This is a genomic window from Agrobacterium sp. K11 (genome assembly GCF_059429395.1).
On sequence record NZ_JCAHRB010000012.1, the window covers coordinates 174,721 to 194,713 of the forward strand.

Sequence of the window (19,993 nt, forward strand, 5' to 3'; positions counted from 1 at the left end):
GAACGGAAGGTGTGATAATTTGTCGCTCTCGGAGGGGGTATATACCCGCCATATTGCAATGCGCAAGTTTACGCCGCATCGCAGCATGGCAATGGCAGCGTCTACTCGCCATCTTCCGCGCCGGACCATTCTAATACGCCTTGTCACCCGGCCGTGCTCAAACTAAAAAATATCAATGATTTACGATACATCGGACATCTATATCGAAAAGCTTCTCATCCCCGCCGCGCGCGCGGGTGAAGCGCTGGCACGACTGGACGAGAGGATAAGCCGGTCGCCGATGAAACACGGCTTCATCGAAAGGCAGGACTTTACCGACGCGATTTCCTCCATGTGGGTGGATGGCGAACTTGTCCATATGGAAGATCTGGTCCTGCATGACGCCCATATGGATGTGCGGGCGCCAACCCATGAAATGACGGCGGCGCACCGGATCGTCCGCTCAAGGCGGCTGATTTTTTCAAACGCGCCAGGCTGGGCCTTCACTGCACCAGGCCTTTCCCGTCTGCGCGGAAGAATGGGAATTGCCGCCGACGCGACGGCATTTACCCCGGAAACGGTGGATCATTCCGGCAACGAAGAGTCTGATGCAGACGGCGAGACACCGCTGGATGGGGCCTTTTCAGAGCTGGACGCACTTCTGGCGCGAAGCGCCGCGACCTTGGACGCGATCACCGCCGGCACCACCCTTGCGCCGGTGACACATCGGGAGGAGGCCCATCCGATGATCAACGATCCCGATTGGGACGAGGAGGAAAGGCTGAAGGAATGGCGGCAGGTCCTTGGCCAGACGGAGGAGCTGCCCCCAATCCTGCGCACCGCGATCCTGCTGGATGCCTGGAATATGATCGAGGTTCTGCAACGCAGCCCCTGGCTCGGCAGGCTCATGGCCGCCGCTTTTCTGCGCGACGGGGCTGTCTCTCCCGACCACCTGCCGGCGCTCAGCGCTGGTCTTCGTGCCGTCCCGCGCGAGCGCCGGCACGCCAGAAACCAGACGCAACGCCTAGTCGCCCTTCTCGACAGCTTTTACGAGGCGGGACTGGCCAGCATGAAGGAACATGACAGGCTGACCCACGCCAGAGAACGCATGATGCGCAAGCTGGCCGGCCGACGCTCGTCTTCGCGTCTTCCAGACCTGGTGGAGCTTGTCGTCTCCCGGCCGGTGGTTTCGGCGGCCATGATCGTCAGGGAACTCGGCACCACGCCGCAGGGCGCGATAGGGCTCGCCAATCAACTGGAGTTGAGGGAGGTTACGGGCCGCGGCCGCTTCCGTGCCTGGGGCATGCTATAGCACAAGCCGCCAGTCTTCATCCGCCTAAACCCCGGAAAAATAGTATTTTTCTCAACCCCTTGTTCCTGCGATGAATCCCGCAGGAATCCTGCGATCACGAATCTTAACAAAATTTAACTATTGCGTAGGTGGATGAAGCGGCTATGTTCTCGCTGCGTTGCAACACGATTTTTCTCCGGTAACGCGGTCGCATTCGGCTCCGGCAACCTTTCTTTGCCATCCGCATTAAAGTGTCCACCATGAGGGAGATGCAAAAAATGACAATTTCAGTCTCACAACTCGATTCCGATCAGGAAACAGATGCTCCTTTCGCCCGAAAAGTCCTGATGGCGCGCAATCTCGCCGGATATACGGTCGATCAGCTTGCCATCACCTGCGGCCTGACAGCCAATGAAATCCGCGCCCTGGAAGACGGCTCAGACAGCGATCCTCTGCGCATCAGGCGCGTTGCCGCCGCCCTGCATATTCCAGTCGAAACCGTTATCTGATCGTTCACAACGATCCGAACCAAATCTCAGCGCCGCCGGGGACGATGTTCACGCAACATCCGGGCGGCGCGCGTAACGGTTTGAACGCTACAAGTCTCTCCGGAACATTTTCCGCTCCGCTCTCTTAACATTTCCGTTATCCGGCACCACATGATGTCCGCACGGGACATGTTCGCCATGTGGCCCGCCTGCGCGAGAGCACCAATAATTTCCGGAATCCTGCCATGACACTCAGCCTTAACACCGAAGAACGGGTTTCTTCAGCATTGGATGAATTGTGGCCAACGGAGAAAACGGAAATTCTCGACTGGCTCGTCACCGGCACGAAGGACGAGCGCTTTATCGATGAGATATTCTTCGAGCTGTGTAGCAGGTTGCGCGAAAGTGGAATTTCCATAGCGCGGGGCGCACTTGCCTTCCGCATTCGTCACCCGCAATGGCTTGGCGCGCGCATCCTGTGGAAGGCCGGCATATCGTCGGCCGAGATCACCACCTATGGCTATGGGGCGGAGAGCTCGCCCGAATATCTGAACAGCCCCATCAACGACATCCATCAGGGCGCAACCGAAATCCGCCACCGGCTGACCGGCGACGAAATCGAGCCATCCGCTTATCCGATCTATGAGGAATTGCGCGCCGACGGGCTGACGGATTATTTCGCCTGGCCGATCGAACATACGTTCGGCAAGCGCCATGTCGCCACTTTTTCCAGCGATCGGCCCGGTGGCTTTTTGGAAGCGGAAGTCCTTGCGTTGAAAAACCTGCTACCGGCGCTCGCGCTGGTCAGCGAAATTCGCCTGAAAAACCGCATGACGCGCACCCTGCTGGAGACCTATGTCGGGCCGCATGCGGGCGAAAAAATCCTCAATGGCGCAACGACGCGCGGCAGCGGCATAACGGTCGGCGCGGCGATCCTGATCTGCGACCTGCGCAACTTCACCCATATTTCCGACCTCTGGCCGCGCGATGATGTGATCGAATTGCTGAACGGTTATTTCGACGCGATGTGCGATCCGATCGAGGAATTCGGTGGTGAAATCCTGAAATTCATGGGCGATGGGCTGCTGGCGATTTTCCCGCTCAGCGATCCGCAGGCTTGTGAAAACCTGCTGAAAGCCATTGCCAGCGCACAGAAAAGTCTCGTTGCCCTCAACGACATCAATTGCCAGAAAGGCCATGACCCTCTGGGTTACGGCATCGGCGTCCATGTCGGCGATGTCATGTATGGCAATATCGGCTCGAAAACCCGCCTCGATTTTACCGTCATCGGTCCGGCCGTGAACATCGCATCACGGCTTGAAACCCTGACCAAGGAAACCGGCCGCAACGTCCTGTTTTCCGAAGAATTCGTCCGTATGGCCGGACATGAGGACAAGCTGGACAATCTTGGCCCATGGCTCCTGCGCGGCCTTGAAACCCCGGTCGAGGTTTATGCGCTTCCCCAACAGGAGGTCCTCGCACCCCCTGTCGACTGACTGCCGGTCAGGACTTTGTTCCCGTTTCAACGCTTTCTCAACGCAGCGCTCACCCGTGCTGCACAACCTCCGGAAGAGATGATTTCGGCTGCCCTGCCCGTCGTCAAAACGCTTGACACGCCTCCGATGTCGATCTAGCAAAATAGAACATATATTCCATATCGAAACATTGTTTGCGTTCATATTCTGTCTTTCCGGGAGTGGAAGACGGGTGTGAGGAACCGGAGGAAAGATGGTTACGAAATTGGCACTGCTCGGCGCTGGACGGATCGGCAAGGTCCACGCCAAGGCGATCACCACCGACAGCCGTGCGAAGCTGGTGGCCGTTGTGGACGCCGTTGCCGGTGCTGCGGAAGCAATCGCCCGCGAAGCGCAGTGCAAGGTCAGCACAATCGACGAGGTTCTGGCTGACAAGACGATCGATGCCGTCATCATCTGCACGCCGACCAACACCCATGCCGATCTGATTGAGCGTTTCGCCCGTGCCGGCAAGGCCATCTTCTGCGAAAAACCCGTCGATCTGGATGTGGCCCGTGCGGAAGCCTGCGCCAAGGTGGTTGAGGAAACCGGTGCAAAGGTGATGCTCGGTTTCAACCGGCGTTTCGATCCGCATTTCCAGGCCGTGCACAAGGCAATCGAGGATGGCCGCATCGGCAAGGTCGAAATGGTGACCATCACCAGCCGCGATCCCGGCCCGCCGCCAGCCGAATACATCAAGGTTTCCGGCGGCATTTTCCGTGACATGACTATTCATGATTTCGACATGGCGCGGTTCCTGCTCGGCGAGGAAGTGGAAAGCGTATTCGCCACCGGTTCCGTTCTCGTCAATCCGGAGATCGGTGCACTCGGCGATTTCGATAGCGCCAGCATCATTCTGACGACGAAAAGCGGCAGGCAAGCCAGCATTTCGAATTCGCGACGCGCGACCTATGGGTACGACCAGCGTATCGAAGTACATGGTTCGCTCGGTTCGGCTGCGGCCGAGAACCAGCGGCCGGTCTCCATCGAGATCGCCAATGCTGAGGGCTACACCCGCCCGCCGCTGCATGATTTCTTCATGACGCGTTATACGGCGGCCTACGCGGCGGAAATTACCGCTTTCATCGATTGCATCGAAAACAATGTGGCTCCTTCACCCTCCATCAAGGATGGGCTGATCGCATTGAAACTGGCCGACGCTGCGCTGAAATCCGTCACCTCGAAGGCGGCCGTGACGATCGGCTGATCGACGCAGAAATCACTCCGTAACCGACATCCTGTCCGCGGTGCGTTAACGCATGGCGGACAGGAAAACAGCTATTCGCAAAGCTTCCGCCAGCATCGGCGCCACCCGTGAACTTGACCGGGCAGAGGCAGTCTTCGGACTTGCATGGCAGCTATTCGGAAAATAAGGTTGTCTGACAAGATACGGCCAGACCATATGGCTGCTATTCACCTTATTCACGCCGAATCCTCTTTTTGCCGGCAACAGCCGGACAGTGGTTTATTTATGCCATCACCCAAGACCGGTTATCTTTATGCGCTCATAGCATTCACGATCTTTGCAGCGCAGGATGGCATATCCAAACATCTTGGCGGTTCTTATCCGCCCGTTTTCGTCGCCATGCTTCGATACTGGGCCTTCGCCGTCTTCGTTTTGTTGATGGCTGCAAGGTCCTCTGGCGGCATTCGGGGCGCTGTCATGGCCAACCGTCCGTGGCTGCAGATCAGCCGCGGCGTCCTTCTTGCCGTACAGATTGTTTTTTCCATTTTCTCCTTCGCCGTTGTCGGCTTGGCGCACAGCCACTCCATCCTCGCTTCGGCGCCGCTGATCGTCGCCGCACTGTCCGTGCCGTTGCTTGGCGAACATGTGGGCTGGCGGCGCTGGTGCGCCATTTTTGTCGGCTTCATCGGCGTTCTCGTCATTCTGAAACCTGATGGCGAAGGGTTCGACAACCGCCTGCTGATCACTTTCATCGCCGCCTTCATGCTTGCGCTCTACAGCGTCCTGACCCGCCTTGGCAGCAAGAGCGATTCAGCGATGACGAGCTTCTTTTATACCGGCGTGGCCGGTGCGGCAGCACTGACGCTGGTGGGTCCGTTTTATTGGGTTAGCCTCGCACCCCAGGATTGGGGCTGGATGCTGGCGCTGTGCATTACCGGCATGAGCGGCCATTATTGCCTGATCAAAGCATTCGAGCTGGCGGATGCGGCCTCCGTGCAGCCGTTTTCCTATTACCAGCTCGTGCTCGTCTCCATCATCGGCGTTACCATCTATGGCGAGGTCGTGACATCCAACATGGTTCTGGGTGCTGCAATCGTGATCGCCGCCGGTCTCTTTACCATCTGGCGGGAACATGCCGTTGCCCGCAGGGAACGCAGGCGGGCTGACTGACGTCATTCCCGTTGAACGTCCTCTCAGGCGAGAGTCGCCTCGCAACGCAGCAGCATTCCAAACAGGTCGCGCGGCTCATCCGGATCGGCCAGCAGATCCAGTTCCGTATAAAGCCCGGTGGCGGCCAGTTTCGAGCGCACATAACGCAGCGCCGAAAAATCCTCGGTCGCGAAACCGACGCTGTCGAACAGCGTGATCTGCCTGTCGTTTACCCGCCCGTGCTTTTCACCCGATATGACCTGCCATAGCTCAGTGACGGGGTAGTCTTCGGGCAATTGCTGGATTTCACCTTCGATGCGCGTCTGCGGTGGGTATTCGACAAAAATGTCCGACCGCAGCAGAATGTCCCGGTGCAGTTCCGTCTTGCCGGGACAATCGCCGCCGACGGCATTGATGTGAATGCCGGGACCAACCATGTTGTCGGTCAGGATTGTCGCATATTGCTTGTCAGCCGTGACGGTGGTGATGATATCTGCACCCTCCACTGCGCTCTGCGCACTATCGCAAATTTCGATGGTAAAGCCCTGCCCGGCAAGATTGCGGGCGCATTTTTCACTGGCGGTCCGGTCGATATCGAAAAGCCGCACCGTGTCGATGCCGAGAATGGCCTTGAAGGCCCGCGCCTGGAACTCGCTCTGTGCGCCATTGCCGATGATGGCCATCGAGCGGGCATTTTTGCGGGCAAGGTGTTTTGCAGCGACAGCCGAAGTAGCAGCGGTGCGCAGCGCCGTCAGAATGGTCATTTCGGTCAATAGCAGCGGATAGCCGTTGCCGACATCGGAAAGCACCCCAAAGGCGGTCACCGTCTGGCGGCCCTCCTTCATGTTTTTCGGATGGCCGTTCACATATTTGAAGCCATACAACGTTCCATCACTGGTCGGCATCAGCTCGATGACGCCCTCTTGGGAATGCGATGCGATGCGCGGCGTCTTGTCGAAACTTTCCCAGCGACGGAAATCCTCTTCAACCACGTCGGCAAGCTCGCGCAGAAACGTATCGATCCCCACGCGCAGAACGAGTTTCATCATATGATCGACGCTGACGAAAGGTACGATATTAAGGTTCGGTATAATCGTCATTGCATCATCCCCCTCAGCCGGCCCGTGTCGGGCGGTCCATAACCCGCTTGCCCATCAGGCTGGCAGCCAGATCGACCATCAGCGTCGCCGTCCTGCCGCGCTCATCGAGAAACGGGTTAAGCTCCACGAGATCAAGACTGCACACAAGCCCGCTATCATGCAGCATCTCCATCACCAGATGCGCCTCACGGAACGTCGCCCCACCCGGAACCGTGGTGCCGACCGCAGGCGCGATCGACGGTTCGAGGAAATCGACATCGAGACTGACATGCAACAGGCCGTTTGCCGCCTGCACCCGCGCAAGGAACGCGCGCAGCAGAACCGCGACACCATGCTCGTCTATCGAGCGCATGTCGTGAACGGTGATGCCGCTGTCTTCCAGTGCGGCTCTCTCGGCTGGATCGACGCTGCGGATGCCGATCATGCCGATATTTTCCTCAGGAACCGCATGCGAGAGCGGCGGAAAGTAACCCGAAAATCCGTCGCGACCACTGAAATAGGCGACCGGCGTGCCATGCAGGTTGCCGCTGCGCGTCGTTTCAAGCGTGTGGTAATCGGTATGGGCATCGAGCCAGAGCACGAAAAACGGCCGGCCACTCTGCGCCACCCGCCGCGCCATGCCGGCGACGGTTCCCGCGGAAATTGCGTGGTCGCCGCCAAGAAAGATCGGAACGGCGGCAGCACTTTCGCGATAGGCGGCCTCCGTCAGCGCCTCGGTCCAGGCCACCGTCTCAGCGAGATGATGCACCGCCGGATTGGGGTGGCTAAACTCCCTCAGCGGCGCCGGCGTCACATTGCCGGTATCCACCACCCGATGGCCCAAATCTTCGAGCGCCCGCGTGAGACCGGCGATGCGATACGCACTCGGCCCCATCTCACACCCCAATTGCCCGGCTCCGATTTGCAACGGCGCACCGATCAGCCTGATATCCATTTGAGCCCTCGCTTTTATCAACCGATAACCTCACTAAACCACACAGACATGGCGGAATGAACATCAAATATTGGCAATATTATCGAAATAGGCTATCGATTTGGTCAAATCTATTTATCAGAATGGCTACCAATGGATGATCTCGACGAACGGCTCGTGACCCTTTTGAGGCATAACGGCAGACGCAGCATTTCCGATCTGGCGATCGAGACGGAAACCTCGCGCGCAACGGTACGCTCACGCATCGAAAAAATGGAAAATGACGGCACTATCATCGGTTACACCGTCATCCTGCGTGCCGATGCGGTGGAGGCGGCGATCCGCGGCATCATGATGATCGAGATTGAAGGCCATGTGACGGACCGCGTCATCCGCACGCTCGGCGGTTTCCCGGAAATATCCGAAATTCACAGCACGAACGGTCGCTGGGACCTGATCGTAGAACTTAACGCCGCCACTCTCAGCGATTTCGACGCGGTGCTCCGCCGTATCCGCCTTGTCCCTGGCATTACCGGCAGCGAGACCAGCCTTCTGCTCTCCACCCCACGCTCCACCCGTGCGCGGCTCTGACGCAGGAGACAGACGCAAAAGAGCGACGAAAACGCATTTTTCGATTTTTTCGACTTGCGCCTCGCAAGAAATCATCTATATGACGACCCACCAAAGCGAACGCGGTAACCCGCTTCGGGCTTTTGGGGAATAGTTCAATGGTAGAACGACGGACTCTGACTCCGTTAATCTTGGTTCGAGTCCAGGTTCCCCAGCCAAATTTCTCCAAACAAAATCAAACTGTTTCGAGCACTTGAGCTGCATCACCGCGCTCTGCCTATATCTGCCAACGTTGTACGCGCGGCTCGATCCGAATCAGACATTTCCGTATCCAGCTGGCCTAGCCTCGATACACCACCGCCCCCCCAGTCATCCCCGCCCCTGCCGCCGTCAATAACAGCGTTTCACCCTCCGTGATGGGCCGCTCAGCATTGGAAACGGAAAGCGAAAGCGGAATAGTGGCGGCAGAAGAGTTGCCGAAGGTTTCGACTGTACGTACCGTCTTTTGCCGGTCGATGCCGATATTGCCGCAGACGGCATCGAACATGCGGGCATTGGCCTGATGCGGCACGAATCGATGGATATCGGTGGCCGTCATTTCTGCGCGTTGCAGAGCGCGCTGTGAGGTCTGCGTCATTGTTGCGACGGCACGGGAAAAGACCTCGCGGCCGTCCCGCATCGTCATAAGGGTATCTTCAGCCTCTGTATCATTGGAAAAAGGCTGGCTGCTGCCGCCCGCCGCGATCTGGATCAGGTCGTAACCGCTCCCATCCGAAACGAGATCGGCAGACAAAAAGCCGCGCTGCGCATCCCGGCAGGGGACAAGCACGACGGCGCCGGCAGCATCGGCGAACAGAACCGCAGTTGCCCTTTCCGCCGGATTGATACGACGGCTTAAGATATTGGCGGCAACAACCAGCACCGCGCGGCCGTGGGTGCGGACAAAACCATCCGCAAGAGTGAGCGCATAGAGAAAACCGGAACAGGCCCCGGCAAGATCGATCGCCCCGGATTGTGTGAGGCCCAACCGGTGCGCAAGCAGCGGGGCCGAAGGCGGCAAAAGATGGTCTGGTGTGGAGGTCGCAAGCAATGTCAGTGCGATATCCTTGGCGCCAATTTTCGCGTTTTCCAGTGCCATGCGGCCGGCTTTTTCGGCAAGGCCGCTCAGCGTCTCGTCCTCTTGCGCCCAATAACGTGTGCGGATCCCCGTCCGACGCTCTATCCAGCCAGCCTCCAGCCCAAGACGCGTCTCAATCTCGGCGTTGCGGACACATCGCGCTGGCACGGCATGCCCGAAGCCAGCCATGCGGGAAGAACGGGTCTGCATTGTCAGGCCTTTCGGAGACGGTTTTTGATCGCGGCCGCGCCGGGTTCCCCCGGAGCGGCTTCAGTCACGATCGAGGCCACTTCGTCCATCGCGTCGAAGGCACGGGTGAGGTCTTGCGCCGTCGAACAATAGGGCGGCATCAGATAGAGCACATTGCCGAGCGGGCGGATGATGAGCCCGCGCTCGCGGAACAATTGCCGCATGCGTGGCCCCGCCTCCGCGAGATAACCGCCAGAGGGCACGACGAGGTCAAGCGCTGCGATGGTTCCAATCTGGCGTATGTTGGTGAAGCGCCTGTCATCCGCAAATCGCCCGAGATTGTCGCGCAGCACTTCTTGCAGTTGGCCGATGCGCTGTACCACTGGCTCATCGCGCCAAACCTGCAGATTGGCGACAGCGGCAGCGCAGGCAATCGGATTGGCGGTGTAGGAACTCGAATGGAAAAAGGTCTTGCGGCGATCGGTCGAGAAGTGCGCGTCGAAGATTTCGCCACTGCACAAGGTCGCTGCCAACGGCAGGGAGCCACCGGTCAGCCCCTTGGAGGTGCACAGAATATCCGGTGAAACTCCCGCCTGCTCGCAGGCGAACATGGTTCCTGTCCGGCCCCAGCCCGTCATCACCTCGTCGGCGATGACAAGGCAACCGTAGCGTTCGGCAATTTGTTTCAGTCCGGCGAGAACGTCCGCGCGGTAAATCTTCATGCCACCGGCACCTAGAGCAAGCGGCTCGATCAGCAAGGCGGCGACTCGGCCCGAACGACAAAAGCTTTCGAACATGTCGAACGTCTCCTGCTCACAATCCGCTTCCGGAAAAGCAAGTCGGTCGACGCCGAATAGCAGTGTTTCATACGCAGCATTGAACACGCCGCGTTCGCCCGTCGACATGGCGCCGATCGTATCACCGTGGTAGCCGTGCTCCATGACCACGATGCGATCTCGCTTTTCACCGCAATTGTGAAAATAACCGAGCGCCATTTTAAGCGCCACTTCCACCGAGGTCGAACCGCTATCGGAATAAAACACATGTTCCAAGCCGGCAGGCGCGAGTTCGATCAGCCCTTTGGCCAGCGTTTCGGCCGGCTCGTGCGAAAACTCGGCGAAAATGATCTGGTCGAAGGTCTCGGTCGCTGCGCGGATGGCGGACATGATTGCCGGGTGCCGGTGGCCGTGAGTGATGACCCACCAGGATGAAATTGCATCGAACAACCGCTGGCCATCCTCATCGACCAGATAGGCGCCCTCCGCCGAGACGATGCGTTTCATCGGCGGTTCCAGCCCGTGCTGGGTGAAAGGATGCCAGACGCGGGAACGGCTCATGCCGGCACCTCCAGGAAATCGGCGAGATCGAATTGTTGAGCGAATGCATGGTGCAGCGCCTCGGCAGTCATCTCCGGTATGCGAGGCAAGCGGCCAAGCGAGCGAACTCGGCCTATATCGGCGATAATGCGCTGATTTTCCCGGTTCTCATCACCGATGAAGACCACGCCGTGCACCGGAATGGCTCTCAGCCGCAGCGCCTCGAGCGACAGCAGCGTGTGGTTGATGGTGCCGAGTGAGGTTCTGGCGCACAGGATCAGCGGAATTCGCCAGCGGGCGAAAATATCGACAAACAGCAATGTGTCGGTCAGCGGCACCAGCAGACCGCCCGCCCCTTCGATCACCAGCGGCCCATCCGTTTCCGGCGGCAGCAAAAGCTCGGGCTCGATCGTGACATTGTCGAGGCGGGCCGAAAGATGCGGTGAGGCCGGCATTTTCAGGCGATAGGCCTCCGGCAGGATGCGCGTGCGCGGCACGCCACCCATCCGCTCCACCACCTCGCTGTCGGTCTCTTCCTCGAGCCCGGATTGCACCGGCTTCCAGTAATGGGCTTGCAATGCGTGAGTAAGCGCCGCAGAAAAAACCGTCTTACCGATACCCGTATCGGTGCCCGAGACGATGAAACGGAGGCTCATCGTTCCTCCTCCATGGCGAAGGCGAGCAGCCCGACCATATCGGCGATCTGGCTTTCCTCGACATTGAGCGTAATGGATATGCGCAGGCGTGCCGTGCCTTCCGGTACCGTTGGCGGGCGGATGGCGCGCACGTCGAAGCCGCCGTCTCGCATACGCGTGGCGATTTTCAGTGCACGCGCATTGTCACCAATCATCACCGGCAATATCTGCGAGCCGCCGGGCGTCACGCCCAGCCGGGATCGTAATTGTTCGCTGGCCAAATTTATCAGTTCTTCCAGACGGATGCGCCGCCAGGGCTCGTCGGCGACGATCCGCAAGGCCTCACGCACAGCCGCCGGCATCAGCGGTGACGGCGCGGTCGAATAGATGAAACCGCGGGCGCGGTTGGTGAGGTAATCGGCGAGAACCGCAGGCAGACTGATAAGCGCGCCGGAAAGACCAAGCGCCTTGCCGCAGGTGTGCAGCGCCACGACATTACCCCGACCTTCCAGTTCAGCGGCCAGGCCGCGCCCGCCCGGCCCGAACACGCCGGTGGCATGCGCCTCATCGACGACGAGAAAGCCGCCATGTCGCCCGGCGAGGTCGGCAAGGGCAGCAACCGGCGCCCGGTCACCATCCATGGAATAGAGGCTCTCCACCGCGATCCACGGGCGACCTTTGCCGCCCGCCTGCCGCCATCGGTTTATTTCCCGTTCGAATGCCTCAACCTGATTATGCGGCACAGCGACCGCCTTCGCCTTGCCGGCGGCAATGCCGTCATGCACGCTGGCATGGATCAGCGCATCGTAGAGAACGAGGTCGTCCCGCAGCGGCAGTGCGGAAAAAAGTGCGACATTGGCGGCAAATCCGCTACCGAAATAGATCGCCCTCTCAGCGCCGAAAAATACCGCCGCCTCCGTTTCAAGCGCCTCATGTTCGGGATGGTTGCCGCGAAGCAGCCGCGAACCACCGGCACCCACAGGCACGCCGCTCTCGATTGCGTCAGTGATCGCCGCCTTCAGCCGGGGTGCATCGGCAAGCCCGAGATAGTCGTTGGAGGTGAAGTCGATACCCTGCCGGGGCGCTAGCGCCCGCAGGCGCGACTTGCGGTGCAGACCGGCAAGCTTCAGCTCATAGGCGGAGAGCGCCGACGAATTCACCGGGTCTCTCCCGCTTCCGCCGTTTGCAACGCCATCGGCTTCAGGCCCAGTCGCCGGAACAGCGCCGTATCGTGATCTTCCCCCGGATTATCCGCCGTCAGCAGCGTCTCGCCGACGAAGATGGAATTCGCCCCGGCCAGAAAACAGAGCGCCTGCGTCTCATCACTCATTTCGGTACGTCCGGCGGAAAGCCTCACATGCGAACGGGGCATGAGGATGCGCGCAAGCGCAATGGTGCGGACGAAGTCGATCGGATCAACCGGAGCGGCCTTGGCAAGCTTCGAGCCGGGGATCGGGATCAGCATGTTGATCGGCACGCTTTCCGGCGGAACCGGCAGATTGGCAAGGGTTACCAGCATGGAAATACGGTCCTCGACCGTTTCTCCCATGCCGAGAATGCCGCCGGCGCAGACCTTCATGCCGGCATCACGAACATTGGCGAGCGTTTCCAGCCGATCCTCGAAGGTGCGGGTGGTGATGATCTCCGAATAGAACCGCTCCGACGTATCGACATTGTGATTGTAGTAATCTAGCCCGGCGTGAGCGAGACGTTCGGATTGTTCCGGCGTCAGCATGCCGAGTGTCATGCAGGTTTCCATGCCGAGCGCCTTGACGCCTTCGACCATGGCCACCACCGCCTCCATGTCGCGCTCCTTAGGGTTGCGCCACGCCGCTCCCATGCAATAGCGCGTCGCCCCGCCCTCTTTCGCCTTGCGCGCCTCTGCCAGCACTCGCTCCACCTCCATGAGTTTGGAAGCCTTCAGACCTGTTGGATTGCGGGCGGACTGGCTGCAATAACCACAATCCTCCGGGCAGCCGCCGGTCTTGATCGATAAAAGCCGGCTCATCTGGATGGCGTTGGCATCGAAATGGCGACGATGCACCTGCTGTGCCCGGAACAGGAGGTCATTAAATGGTAAATTATAGATAATTTTTGCTTCTTCGAGTGAAGGATCCGCTTTGATTGAGGGAATCTGCGCCTGATTTTGTTCAATTTCCGTGATAATCTGATTCATCCGGCGATCTTCCCTTCAAATAAATAGATAGAACTTATTTTTATCTATTTTTTTATCGGACCCTTTTGCAAGGACTTTTTTCGAGAAAAACGTCAGGCACCGGAGATCGAAGAAATATGCGGGATAAGACTGCGGCGTTTGGCTGCGGGGATTTAGCGAATGGGAAAACGCCTTGCGAAAGAGACCCATGGCGCAAAAACGCCGCAATTGCTATGGGTGAGGCATGATCACATTTCGTCCCGCCAACGCTCGCGACACGGCCCGCATCCTTGAAATATGGTGTAAGGCCGTAGACGCTACCCATGATTTTCTTCACAGAGCGGATCGCGCCGCAATCGAGGAAGAAGTGACGGCTTTTCTTCCCGAGGCCGCTTTGACGCTCGCCGTTGATGCGTCGGATAAGCCTCTCGGGTTCATGTTTCTGCATGAAGGGCACATGGAAGCGCTTTTCATCGATCCGGATTATCACGGCAGAGGCATCGGCAAGGCGCTCGTGCAGGCAGCACTTGCCACACACCCCGCGCTGACCACCGATGTCAACGAACAGAATACGCAGGCCATGGGCTTTTATCGCCGGCTCGGTTTCAAGCCGACGGGACGCTCCGACCTCGACGGGCAGGGACGTCCCTATCCGCTCGTCCATCTTGGGTTTGGCGCAACCGAACAATAAGCCGGGGGGACATGGCTCATCTGGGGGGAGCAAGCCACGAACACCATCATCCGTTTCGCAACCGAGGATTTTCAGCCCGAGCACCGCTTCGACCAATGGCGCGAAGTGCGCGGCAAAAGCCTGTTTGGCGTAACGATCGAGCTTGCGCCGGATCGCCGCCAGACCTTCAGCGGGTCGTTTCAGGCGCGCTCTGTTGCAGGCGCCGTCGTAAGCGAAATGCGCGCTTCCTCTTACCGGGTCAACCGCACGGAAGCCGATATTGCCCGCATTGCCGGCGACAGCCTCTGCATTGGCTTGCAGGTGAAGGGTTCGGGGTTGCTGCATGCCGGTCGAGACAGGATCCATGCCGTTTGCGGTGGTGATTTCACCATCAACTATTCGGACTTGCCCTATGACGCGATACCCGGCGGTGAGGCGGATTTTCACTACAAGATGCTCAAGATCCCTGTCGACGACGAAGTCATGCTTGGCCGACCGGCCGATGACCTGTTCGCCACGCGTTACGCCGACAAGACCGCCTTCTCCCGGCCGTTCCGGGCGCTCTTCAACGCGCTGAACGCCGAACGCGGCAGGCTCATCGATCCCGTGCGCGATGTGACACATATCGCCCGATTAGCCATGACGGCGCGTGGACGGCTTTCGCCTGCAATGCCGGAAGTGCGCGCCGCACTCCGCACCGGGCTTTGTTATGCGGCCCAGGACATCATGATGCGCAAAAAGTCCTGGCAGAACCTCACGCCTGCCGCAGTGGCAAAGGAACTGGGCATTTCGCTTCGGCAACTGCACGTCGTTTTCGAAGGCGCAGAGCTGTCTTTTTCCCGCACGCTCGCCTCCATGCGGATCGAGGAAGCGCGACGCCTGCTGCTGGAATCTCCCGCCCTGCCAATCACGCAGGTCGCGTACGGCTGCGGCTTCGACAGTCTTCCAACCTTTTACCGGGTGTTCAGCAGCACCTATGGCATGACGCCCGGCGAAGCCCGCGCCACGGGCATGCCGACGGCCTAAAAGTGTCACCTCTGCGCGCAATGAGAAGACGCCTCATCCCGACCCCTGTAAGGCCGATGGATCATCCAATCCTCATTACACTCCGCAAGGAGGGTGGTGCCGGCAATTCGAGGAGCGCTGCCCATGACCAATTTTTTCGATTTCGCGATCTCCGGGTTGCCGGACGCCTCCGCCGTTGGCCGCAGGCTACCACCCAGCGAAATCGACCGGTTGCTTCAAACGGGTGCTTTCGCGGCAGCACTACGGCTGCTGGCGGGAAGTTTCATCACCCTCTACGAAGGTTCGCCCGACATAACCGCGCTTTTCGCCACGCGCCAGAGCCGGCTTCTTTGCCACGCGCTGTTGGCGCTCTATTTTCAAAAGCGCAAGACCGGAACGGACGAACCCGCCCTGACGCGGGAAGATTTCGGCCAACTCGCGCTCCAACACGGCCTTGCAAGCCATGATGTCGCCTATGCCTTCTTCAAAGAGGCGCTGAAACGCGGCCTGACTAGACCGGCGCACCAAGCCGGCGAAAAGCCGGCCGATGGCGTGGTGCCTTCACCTTCCACGCTGGCGATGCTTGCCCAATGGTACGACGTGCATTTTCAGGCGCTGGACCTCATCGATGAGGGGTTCAGGGCCTCTCAGTTCATCGAGCGGTCCGAAACCATGCTCGCACACATCCATCCCCGCGTGGCGCAGGCGCTGCTTTCTAGTCCGGAAGTGCGTTGCCCGGGCCCGCTTTCCATCATCTTCAACTGGTTCGACGCGGGCGGGCTGCTGATGGACCGCCTGATCGCCGGGATCGACTGGGAAAAGCCGACAGAACAGGGCAGACACCTGACGGATGTGAAAACAGCATCGCAACTGGCGGCATCGCTCTCCCTTTCCCGAATCCATGTCAGGCGCAAGCTTGGCGCGGCCGAACTGATCGGCGGCATCGGCTGGAGCGGACGGAAGGGGCGTTCCGCTCTCTGGATCTCCCAGGGCTTTTACGAGGAATATGCCCGCATGCAGGCACGTAAACTCCTCATTCTCGACGATGCCTTTATGGAGACAGTGTAAGGTTTAAGAACCGGCAGGCGTGCTATTTATTGATGGTTATGAGCGATATCCATTGACAAACTTCAGGACTGCGGCTCTTCTACAGGGCATGCGTGGGATGTTGCGAACATCGAAATTGACGGCACTGCTGTTTCGACTGGTGATGATATTGTCACTGGCGGGATACAGCGTTTCCACCGTCAATGCCGCAATGCATGGCCCCGATACCGCGGAAATGCAGACCACCCAATCCGCCATGATGATGGATCATGGCGCGATGATGGACCATGGCGGTTCGGCCATGATGTCCAGCGACCACCATAATATGGATACGGCAGACCACGACAGCGGCGTCAAAAAGCCCGTGAAGCCGGAATGCTGCAACGATTTCTGTCTCGGCATGGCGGTACTGATTGCGCATGACGCCCTTGGCGTACCAGTCGTCAATTCCATCCGTTCCTTCCTTGACGACAGCAAGACCGTGGGCCAGATCCCGCTGCTTCACCGTCCACCGAATATCTGAACAGGCAAAGCCCGCCTCTCGGGCAATGATCGTGCGTGAACGGCTTTAGCGCCGTCGCGCCGTTGCATCTCCTGTTCGGAAATTACCATGAACCCTATCTACATCGTGGTTGCAGCGCCCCTTTTGCTGGGCGGCTGCACAGCCACATCCTCGATGAACGAGGCCGCCTCGTATGAAGACGCGGCAAACCCGTCACTCGGCGTCACCCCTCTGCGTTATCAGACACCGGTCGCAGGTTATTCGCACCGTGCGCCGGTGGACCCGAAGCCCTGGCGAAACCAGAACGATGCGCAGGCTCCGAAAGGAGACGCATCATGACGCTACGCGTGATCAAACTCACGGCCGTCCTTTCCGTCCCGCTCGTTCTTGGCGGCTGCGTCACGGCCACCGACTACACCTCGAAGAACGCAGGCTTCACCACCGTTTCGGCCAGGGCGACCGAGGCGACAGGAAAGCAGACTGTCTGGATACAGAACCGGGCCGAGGCGCAGGCAACCGCAACCCGCGTCAAATCGCTGATGTCAGCGAAAACAATCGATGTCGAGACGGCGGTTCAGGTCGCGCTCCTCAACAACAAGGGCCTTCAGGCGGCCTATGCCGATCTGGGTGAATCGGCCGCAACCGCCTGGCAATCGACCATGCTGGTCAATCCGAGGGTCGGCATCGGATTGACGGGGATCGGCACTCCGGGGCTCCGGGCCTACAAGGCGATCGAGGGTGTGATCGTCACCAATATTCTGGCACTGGCCACGCTCAAACAGAATGTCGAGATTGCCGATACCGGCTTCCGAAAGGCGCAGCTCGCAGCCGCGCTGAAGACGTTGCAATTGGCGGCAGATACCCGCCGCGCCTGGATCACGGCGGTTGCTGCCTGGGAAAATGTCGGCCAGCTGGCGCAGGCCCAGACAGCCGCGGATGCCGCCTCGGAACTTGCGAGGAAGCTTGGCGAAGCAGGCTCGCTGAACAAGGAAGGCCAGGCTCGCGAGCAGGTCTTCTATGCCGAACTGACCGGCCAGATCGCCAAGGCGCGGCTTGAAGCCCGGCTTGCGAAGGAGGAACTGACAAGGCTGATGGGCCTGTGGGGCGCGGACATAGACTACTCCATCCCCAACCGCCTGCCCCAGCTTCCAAAGGATCTGGCCAAACGTGAGATGATCGAGGCTGAGGCGCTGCAGCGCCGGGTGGATTTGCAGATGGCGAAGCTCGATCTGGAATCGACCGCCCGGTCGTTCAAACTCACAGAAGCCACCCGATACGTCACCGATCTAGAACTTCGTTCCGGCTTCGAGACCGAACGCGAACTTGAAGACGGCGAAAAACACAAACAGACGACGGGCAATGCCGAGCTGGAATTCGTCATTCCGATCTTCGATTCCGGTCGGGCAAGAATGCGGGAATCCGAACTCGCCTATATGCGCGCAGCAAACCTGCTGGCCGAAAAAGCGGTCAATATCCGCTCCGAAGCCCGCTCCGCCTATCAGGCCTATCGCTCGAACTACGACATCGCCCGGCACTATCGCAACAGCGTGGTGCCGCTGCGGACCAAGATCGAGGAGGAGTCGCTGCTGACCTATAACGGCATGCTCACCAACACCTTCGAACTGCTCGCCGACAGCCGCGAAAAGGTCAATTCGAACCTGCTCGCCATCAATGCCAAACGTGACTTCTGGCTCGCGGAAGCCGGCCTTGCGCCCGCCATCTACGGCGGTGGCGCGGGTACGGCAGGCGCGGAGACCGAAGTTGCCGCCACTGGTGGCGGCAGCGGTGGCGGACACTGAGAAAGGAAACGACCATGTTCAATAGAAGAAACTTTCTGGGCGTCGGCGCCGCAATGGTCTCCACGGCGGCCTGGGCAAAGACATCGAATAGCAGCCTGCCGGAAGCGGCCGTGATGGAAACGGCAGCGACGCAAGCCCCCGTCAAGCCCACTACCGGTCCCGATTACAATCCAGTCGTCACCCTCAACGGCTGGACCCTGCCCTTCCGGATGAACAATGGCGTCAAGGAATTCCACCTTGTCGCCGAGCCGGTGGAACGCGAGATGGCGGAGGGCATGACCGCCCGCCTCTGGGGCTATAACGGCCAGTCACCCGGCCCGACCATCGAGGCCGTAGAAGGCGACCGGGTGCGGATTTTCGTGACCAACAAGCTGCCGGAACATACAACGGTCCACTGGCACGGCATGATCCTGCCATCAGGCATGGACGGTGTCGGCGGCCTGTCACAACCGCATATCCCCGTTGGCAAGACCTTCGTCTACGAGTTCGATCTCGTGAAGTCCGGCACTTTCATGTACCACCCGCATTCAGACGAGATGGTGCAGATGGCGATGGGCATGATGGGCTTTTTCGTGGTCCATCCAAAGGACCCGACCTTCATGCCTGTTGATCGCGACTTCGTGTTCCTGATCAACGCCTTCGACATCAATCCCGGCTCCTACGTTCCGAAAATCATGACCATGACGGACTTCAATCTGTGGTCATGGAACAGCCGGGTATTTCCGGGCATCGATCCGCTGGTGGTCTCCAAGGACGACCGGGTGCGTGTCAGGGTCGGCAACCTGACCATGACCAACCACCCGATCCACATGCACGGTTATGATTTCGAGGTGACGTGCACGGATGGCGGCTGGGTGCGGCCCGAGGCCCGGTGGCCGGAGGTCAGCATCGACATACCCGTCGGCGCGATGCGGGCCTATGAATTCGACGCCAAATATGTCGGCGACTGGGCGATCCATTGCCACAAGTCGCACCACACGATGAATGCGATGGGACACGATGTCCCGACCTTCATCGGCGTCGACAAGAAGACCGTCACCGAAAAGATCCGAAAGGTGCGGCCGGAATACATGCCGATGGGTACAGCCGGCATGGCCGATATGGGCGCGATGGAGATGGAAATCCCTGAGAACACCGTTCCCATGATGACCGGCTGGGGTCCGCACGGCCCCATCGAAATGGGCGGCATGTTCTCCGTGGTGAAGGTCCGCGAAGGCATCTCCGCGGGCGATTACTCAGATCCCGGCTGGTACCAAAACCCGCCCGGTACCCAAGCCTGGGAATGGACCGGCGACGTGCCGGATACCGAAAAGACCAATGATCCGAAAACACAGATCACGCCGAAACCAATGAAACACGGCTGATCGT

The 19,993-nt window shown here is 59.3% G+C and carries 20 protein-coding genes and 1 tRNA gene; 14 read left to right on the forward strand and 7 right to left on the reverse strand.

Annotation, left to right across the window (positions count from 1 at the left end; all coding sequences use genetic code 11):
* Positions 1–175 precede the first annotated feature (175 nt).
* From AC5SEO_RS22225 to AC5SEO_RS22245, 5 genes are all read left to right on the forward strand, one after another.
* Positions 176–1,291: an RHE_PE00001 family protein gene (locus AC5SEO_RS22225; protein WP_004431636.1), complete on the forward strand. Its 1,116-nt coding sequence runs from the start codon at positions 176–178 to the stop codon at positions 1,289–1,291.
* Positions 1,292–1,548: 257 nt separating this feature from the next.
* The gene (locus tag AC5SEO_RS22230) at positions 1,549–1,779 is read left to right on the forward strand and encodes a helix-turn-helix domain-containing protein (protein ID WP_004431634.1); all 231 of its coding nucleotides are present in this window, start codon (positions 1,549–1,551) and stop codon (positions 1,777–1,779) included.
* A gap of 224 nt (positions 1,780–2,003) precedes the next feature.
* Positions 2,004–3,254: an adenylate/guanylate cyclase domain-containing protein gene (locus tag AC5SEO_RS22235; RefSeq protein ID WP_004431631.1), complete on the forward strand. Its 1,251-nt coding sequence runs from the start codon at positions 2,004–2,006 to the stop codon at positions 3,252–3,254.
* A 232-nt stretch (positions 3,255–3,486) separates the two neighbouring features.
* Complete coding sequence (iolG, locus tag AC5SEO_RS22240; protein ID WP_004431628.1) at positions 3,487–4,479, forward strand: inositol 2-dehydrogenase; 993 nt, start codon at positions 3,487–3,489, stop codon at positions 4,477–4,479.
* A 264-nt stretch (positions 4,480–4,743) separates the two neighbouring features.
* Positions 4,744–5,628, forward strand: a complete 885-nt coding sequence (locus AC5SEO_RS22245) for a DMT family transporter (protein ID WP_004431626.1) — start codon at positions 4,744–4,746, stop codon at positions 5,626–5,628.
* A 23-nt stretch (positions 5,629–5,651) separates the two neighbouring features.
* On the opposite strand, the gene ocd is transcribed toward AC5SEO_RS22245, so the two are convergent.
* Complete coding sequence (gene ocd / locus AC5SEO_RS22250) at positions 5,652–6,707, reverse strand: ornithine cyclodeaminase (protein ID WP_004431625.1); 1,056 nt, start codon at positions 6,705–6,707, stop codon at positions 5,652–5,654.
* A 13-nt stretch (positions 6,708–6,720) separates the two neighbouring features.
* Entirely contained in the window at positions 6,721–7,641 is a 921-nt protein-coding gene (gene rocF / locus AC5SEO_RS22255; protein WP_004431622.1) for an arginase, read from the reverse strand.
* A 132-nt stretch (positions 7,642–7,773) separates the two neighbouring features.
* Here rocF and AC5SEO_RS22260 point away from each other — a divergent pair, with 132 nt between their 5' ends.
* The gene (locus AC5SEO_RS22260) at positions 7,774–8,211 is read left to right on the forward strand and encodes an Lrp/AsnC family transcriptional regulator (protein WP_004431612.1); all 438 of its coding nucleotides are present in this window, start codon (positions 7,774–7,776) and stop codon (positions 8,209–8,211) included.
* A gap of 123 nt (positions 8,212–8,334) precedes the next feature.
* Positions 8,335–8,408: transfer RNA gene (locus AC5SEO_RS22265), tRNA-Gln, on the forward strand.
* Between the two features lie 122 nt (positions 8,409–8,530).
* Here the strand turns inward: AC5SEO_RS22265 and bioZ are convergent.
* The 5 genes from bioZ to bioB are packed head-to-tail and all read right to left on the reverse strand — an operon-like array spanning position 8,531 to position 13,623.
* Positions 8,531–9,517 carry a 3-oxopimeloyl-[acyl-carrier-protein] synthase BioZ gene (gene bioZ, locus AC5SEO_RS22270; RefSeq protein ID WP_004431611.1) on the reverse strand — a complete coding sequence of 329 codons (987 nt, stop codon included), beginning with the start codon at positions 9,515–9,517 and terminating at the stop codon, positions 8,531–8,533.
* Between the two features lie 2 nt (positions 9,518–9,519).
* On the reverse strand, positions 9,520–10,833 hold the full coding sequence (locus AC5SEO_RS22275) for an adenosylmethionine--8-amino-7-oxononanoate transaminase (RefSeq protein ID WP_174068983.1): 1,314 nt from the start codon (positions 10,831–10,833) through the stop codon (positions 9,520–9,522).
* Positions 10,830–11,468 (reverse strand): dethiobiotin synthase, encoded by a 639-nt coding sequence (gene bioD, locus AC5SEO_RS22280; RefSeq protein ID WP_004431604.1) that lies wholly within the window; start codon positions 11,466–11,468, stop codon positions 10,830–10,832. The genes AC5SEO_RS22275 and bioD overlap by 4 nt, the downstream gene beginning before the upstream one ends.
* On the reverse strand, positions 11,465–12,607 hold the full coding sequence (locus AC5SEO_RS22285) for an 8-amino-7-oxononanoate synthase (protein WP_004431602.1): 1,143 nt from the start codon (positions 12,605–12,607) through the stop codon (positions 11,465–11,467). The genes bioD and AC5SEO_RS22285 overlap by 4 nt, the downstream gene beginning before the upstream one ends.
* A complete protein-coding gene (bioB, locus tag AC5SEO_RS22290) occupies positions 12,604–13,623 on the reverse strand; it encodes a biotin synthase BioB (RefSeq protein WP_019566574.1) in 1,020 nt (339 codons plus the stop codon). The genes AC5SEO_RS22285 and bioB overlap by 4 nt, the downstream gene beginning before the upstream one ends.
* Before the next feature lie 223 nt (positions 13,624–13,846).
* Between bioB and AC5SEO_RS22295 the strand changes: the two genes are divergently transcribed.
* From AC5SEO_RS22295 to AC5SEO_RS22325, 7 genes are all read left to right on the forward strand, one after another.
* Positions 13,847–14,293, forward strand: coding sequence for an acetyltransferase (locus AC5SEO_RS22295; RefSeq protein WP_080849877.1), 447 nt, complete (start codon positions 13,847–13,849; stop codon positions 14,291–14,293).
* A gap of 105 nt (positions 14,294–14,398) precedes the next feature.
* Positions 14,399–15,298: a helix-turn-helix transcriptional regulator gene (locus AC5SEO_RS22300; RefSeq protein ID WP_080849878.1), complete on the forward strand. Its 900-nt coding sequence runs from the start codon at positions 14,399–14,401 to the stop codon at positions 15,296–15,298.
* A gap of 123 nt (positions 15,299–15,421) precedes the next feature.
* Positions 15,422–16,345: a hypothetical protein gene (locus AC5SEO_RS22305; RefSeq protein WP_174068982.1), complete on the forward strand. Its 924-nt coding sequence runs from the start codon at positions 15,422–15,424 to the stop codon at positions 16,343–16,345.
* Positions 16,346–16,433: 88 nt separating this feature from the next.
* Positions 16,434–16,847, forward strand: coding sequence for a hypothetical protein (locus AC5SEO_RS22310; RefSeq protein WP_080849880.1), 414 nt, complete (start codon positions 16,434–16,436; stop codon positions 16,845–16,847).
* A gap of 87 nt (positions 16,848–16,934) precedes the next feature.
* Positions 16,935–17,165 carry a hypothetical protein gene (locus AC5SEO_RS22315; RefSeq protein WP_065663201.1) on the forward strand — a complete coding sequence of 77 codons (231 nt, stop codon included), beginning with the start codon at positions 16,935–16,937 and terminating at the stop codon, positions 17,163–17,165.
* Positions 17,162–18,625, forward strand: a complete 1,464-nt coding sequence (locus tag AC5SEO_RS22320) for a TolC family protein (RefSeq protein ID WP_004431586.1) — start codon at positions 17,162–17,164, stop codon at positions 18,623–18,625. The genes AC5SEO_RS22315 and AC5SEO_RS22320 overlap by 4 nt, the downstream gene beginning before the upstream one ends.
* A gap of 14 nt (positions 18,626–18,639) precedes the next feature.
* Positions 18,640–19,989 carry a multicopper oxidase family protein gene (locus tag AC5SEO_RS22325; RefSeq protein ID WP_004431584.1) on the forward strand — a complete coding sequence of 450 codons (1,350 nt, stop codon included), beginning with the start codon at positions 18,640–18,642 and terminating at the stop codon, positions 19,987–19,989.
* Positions 19,990–19,993: the final 4 nt, after the last annotated feature.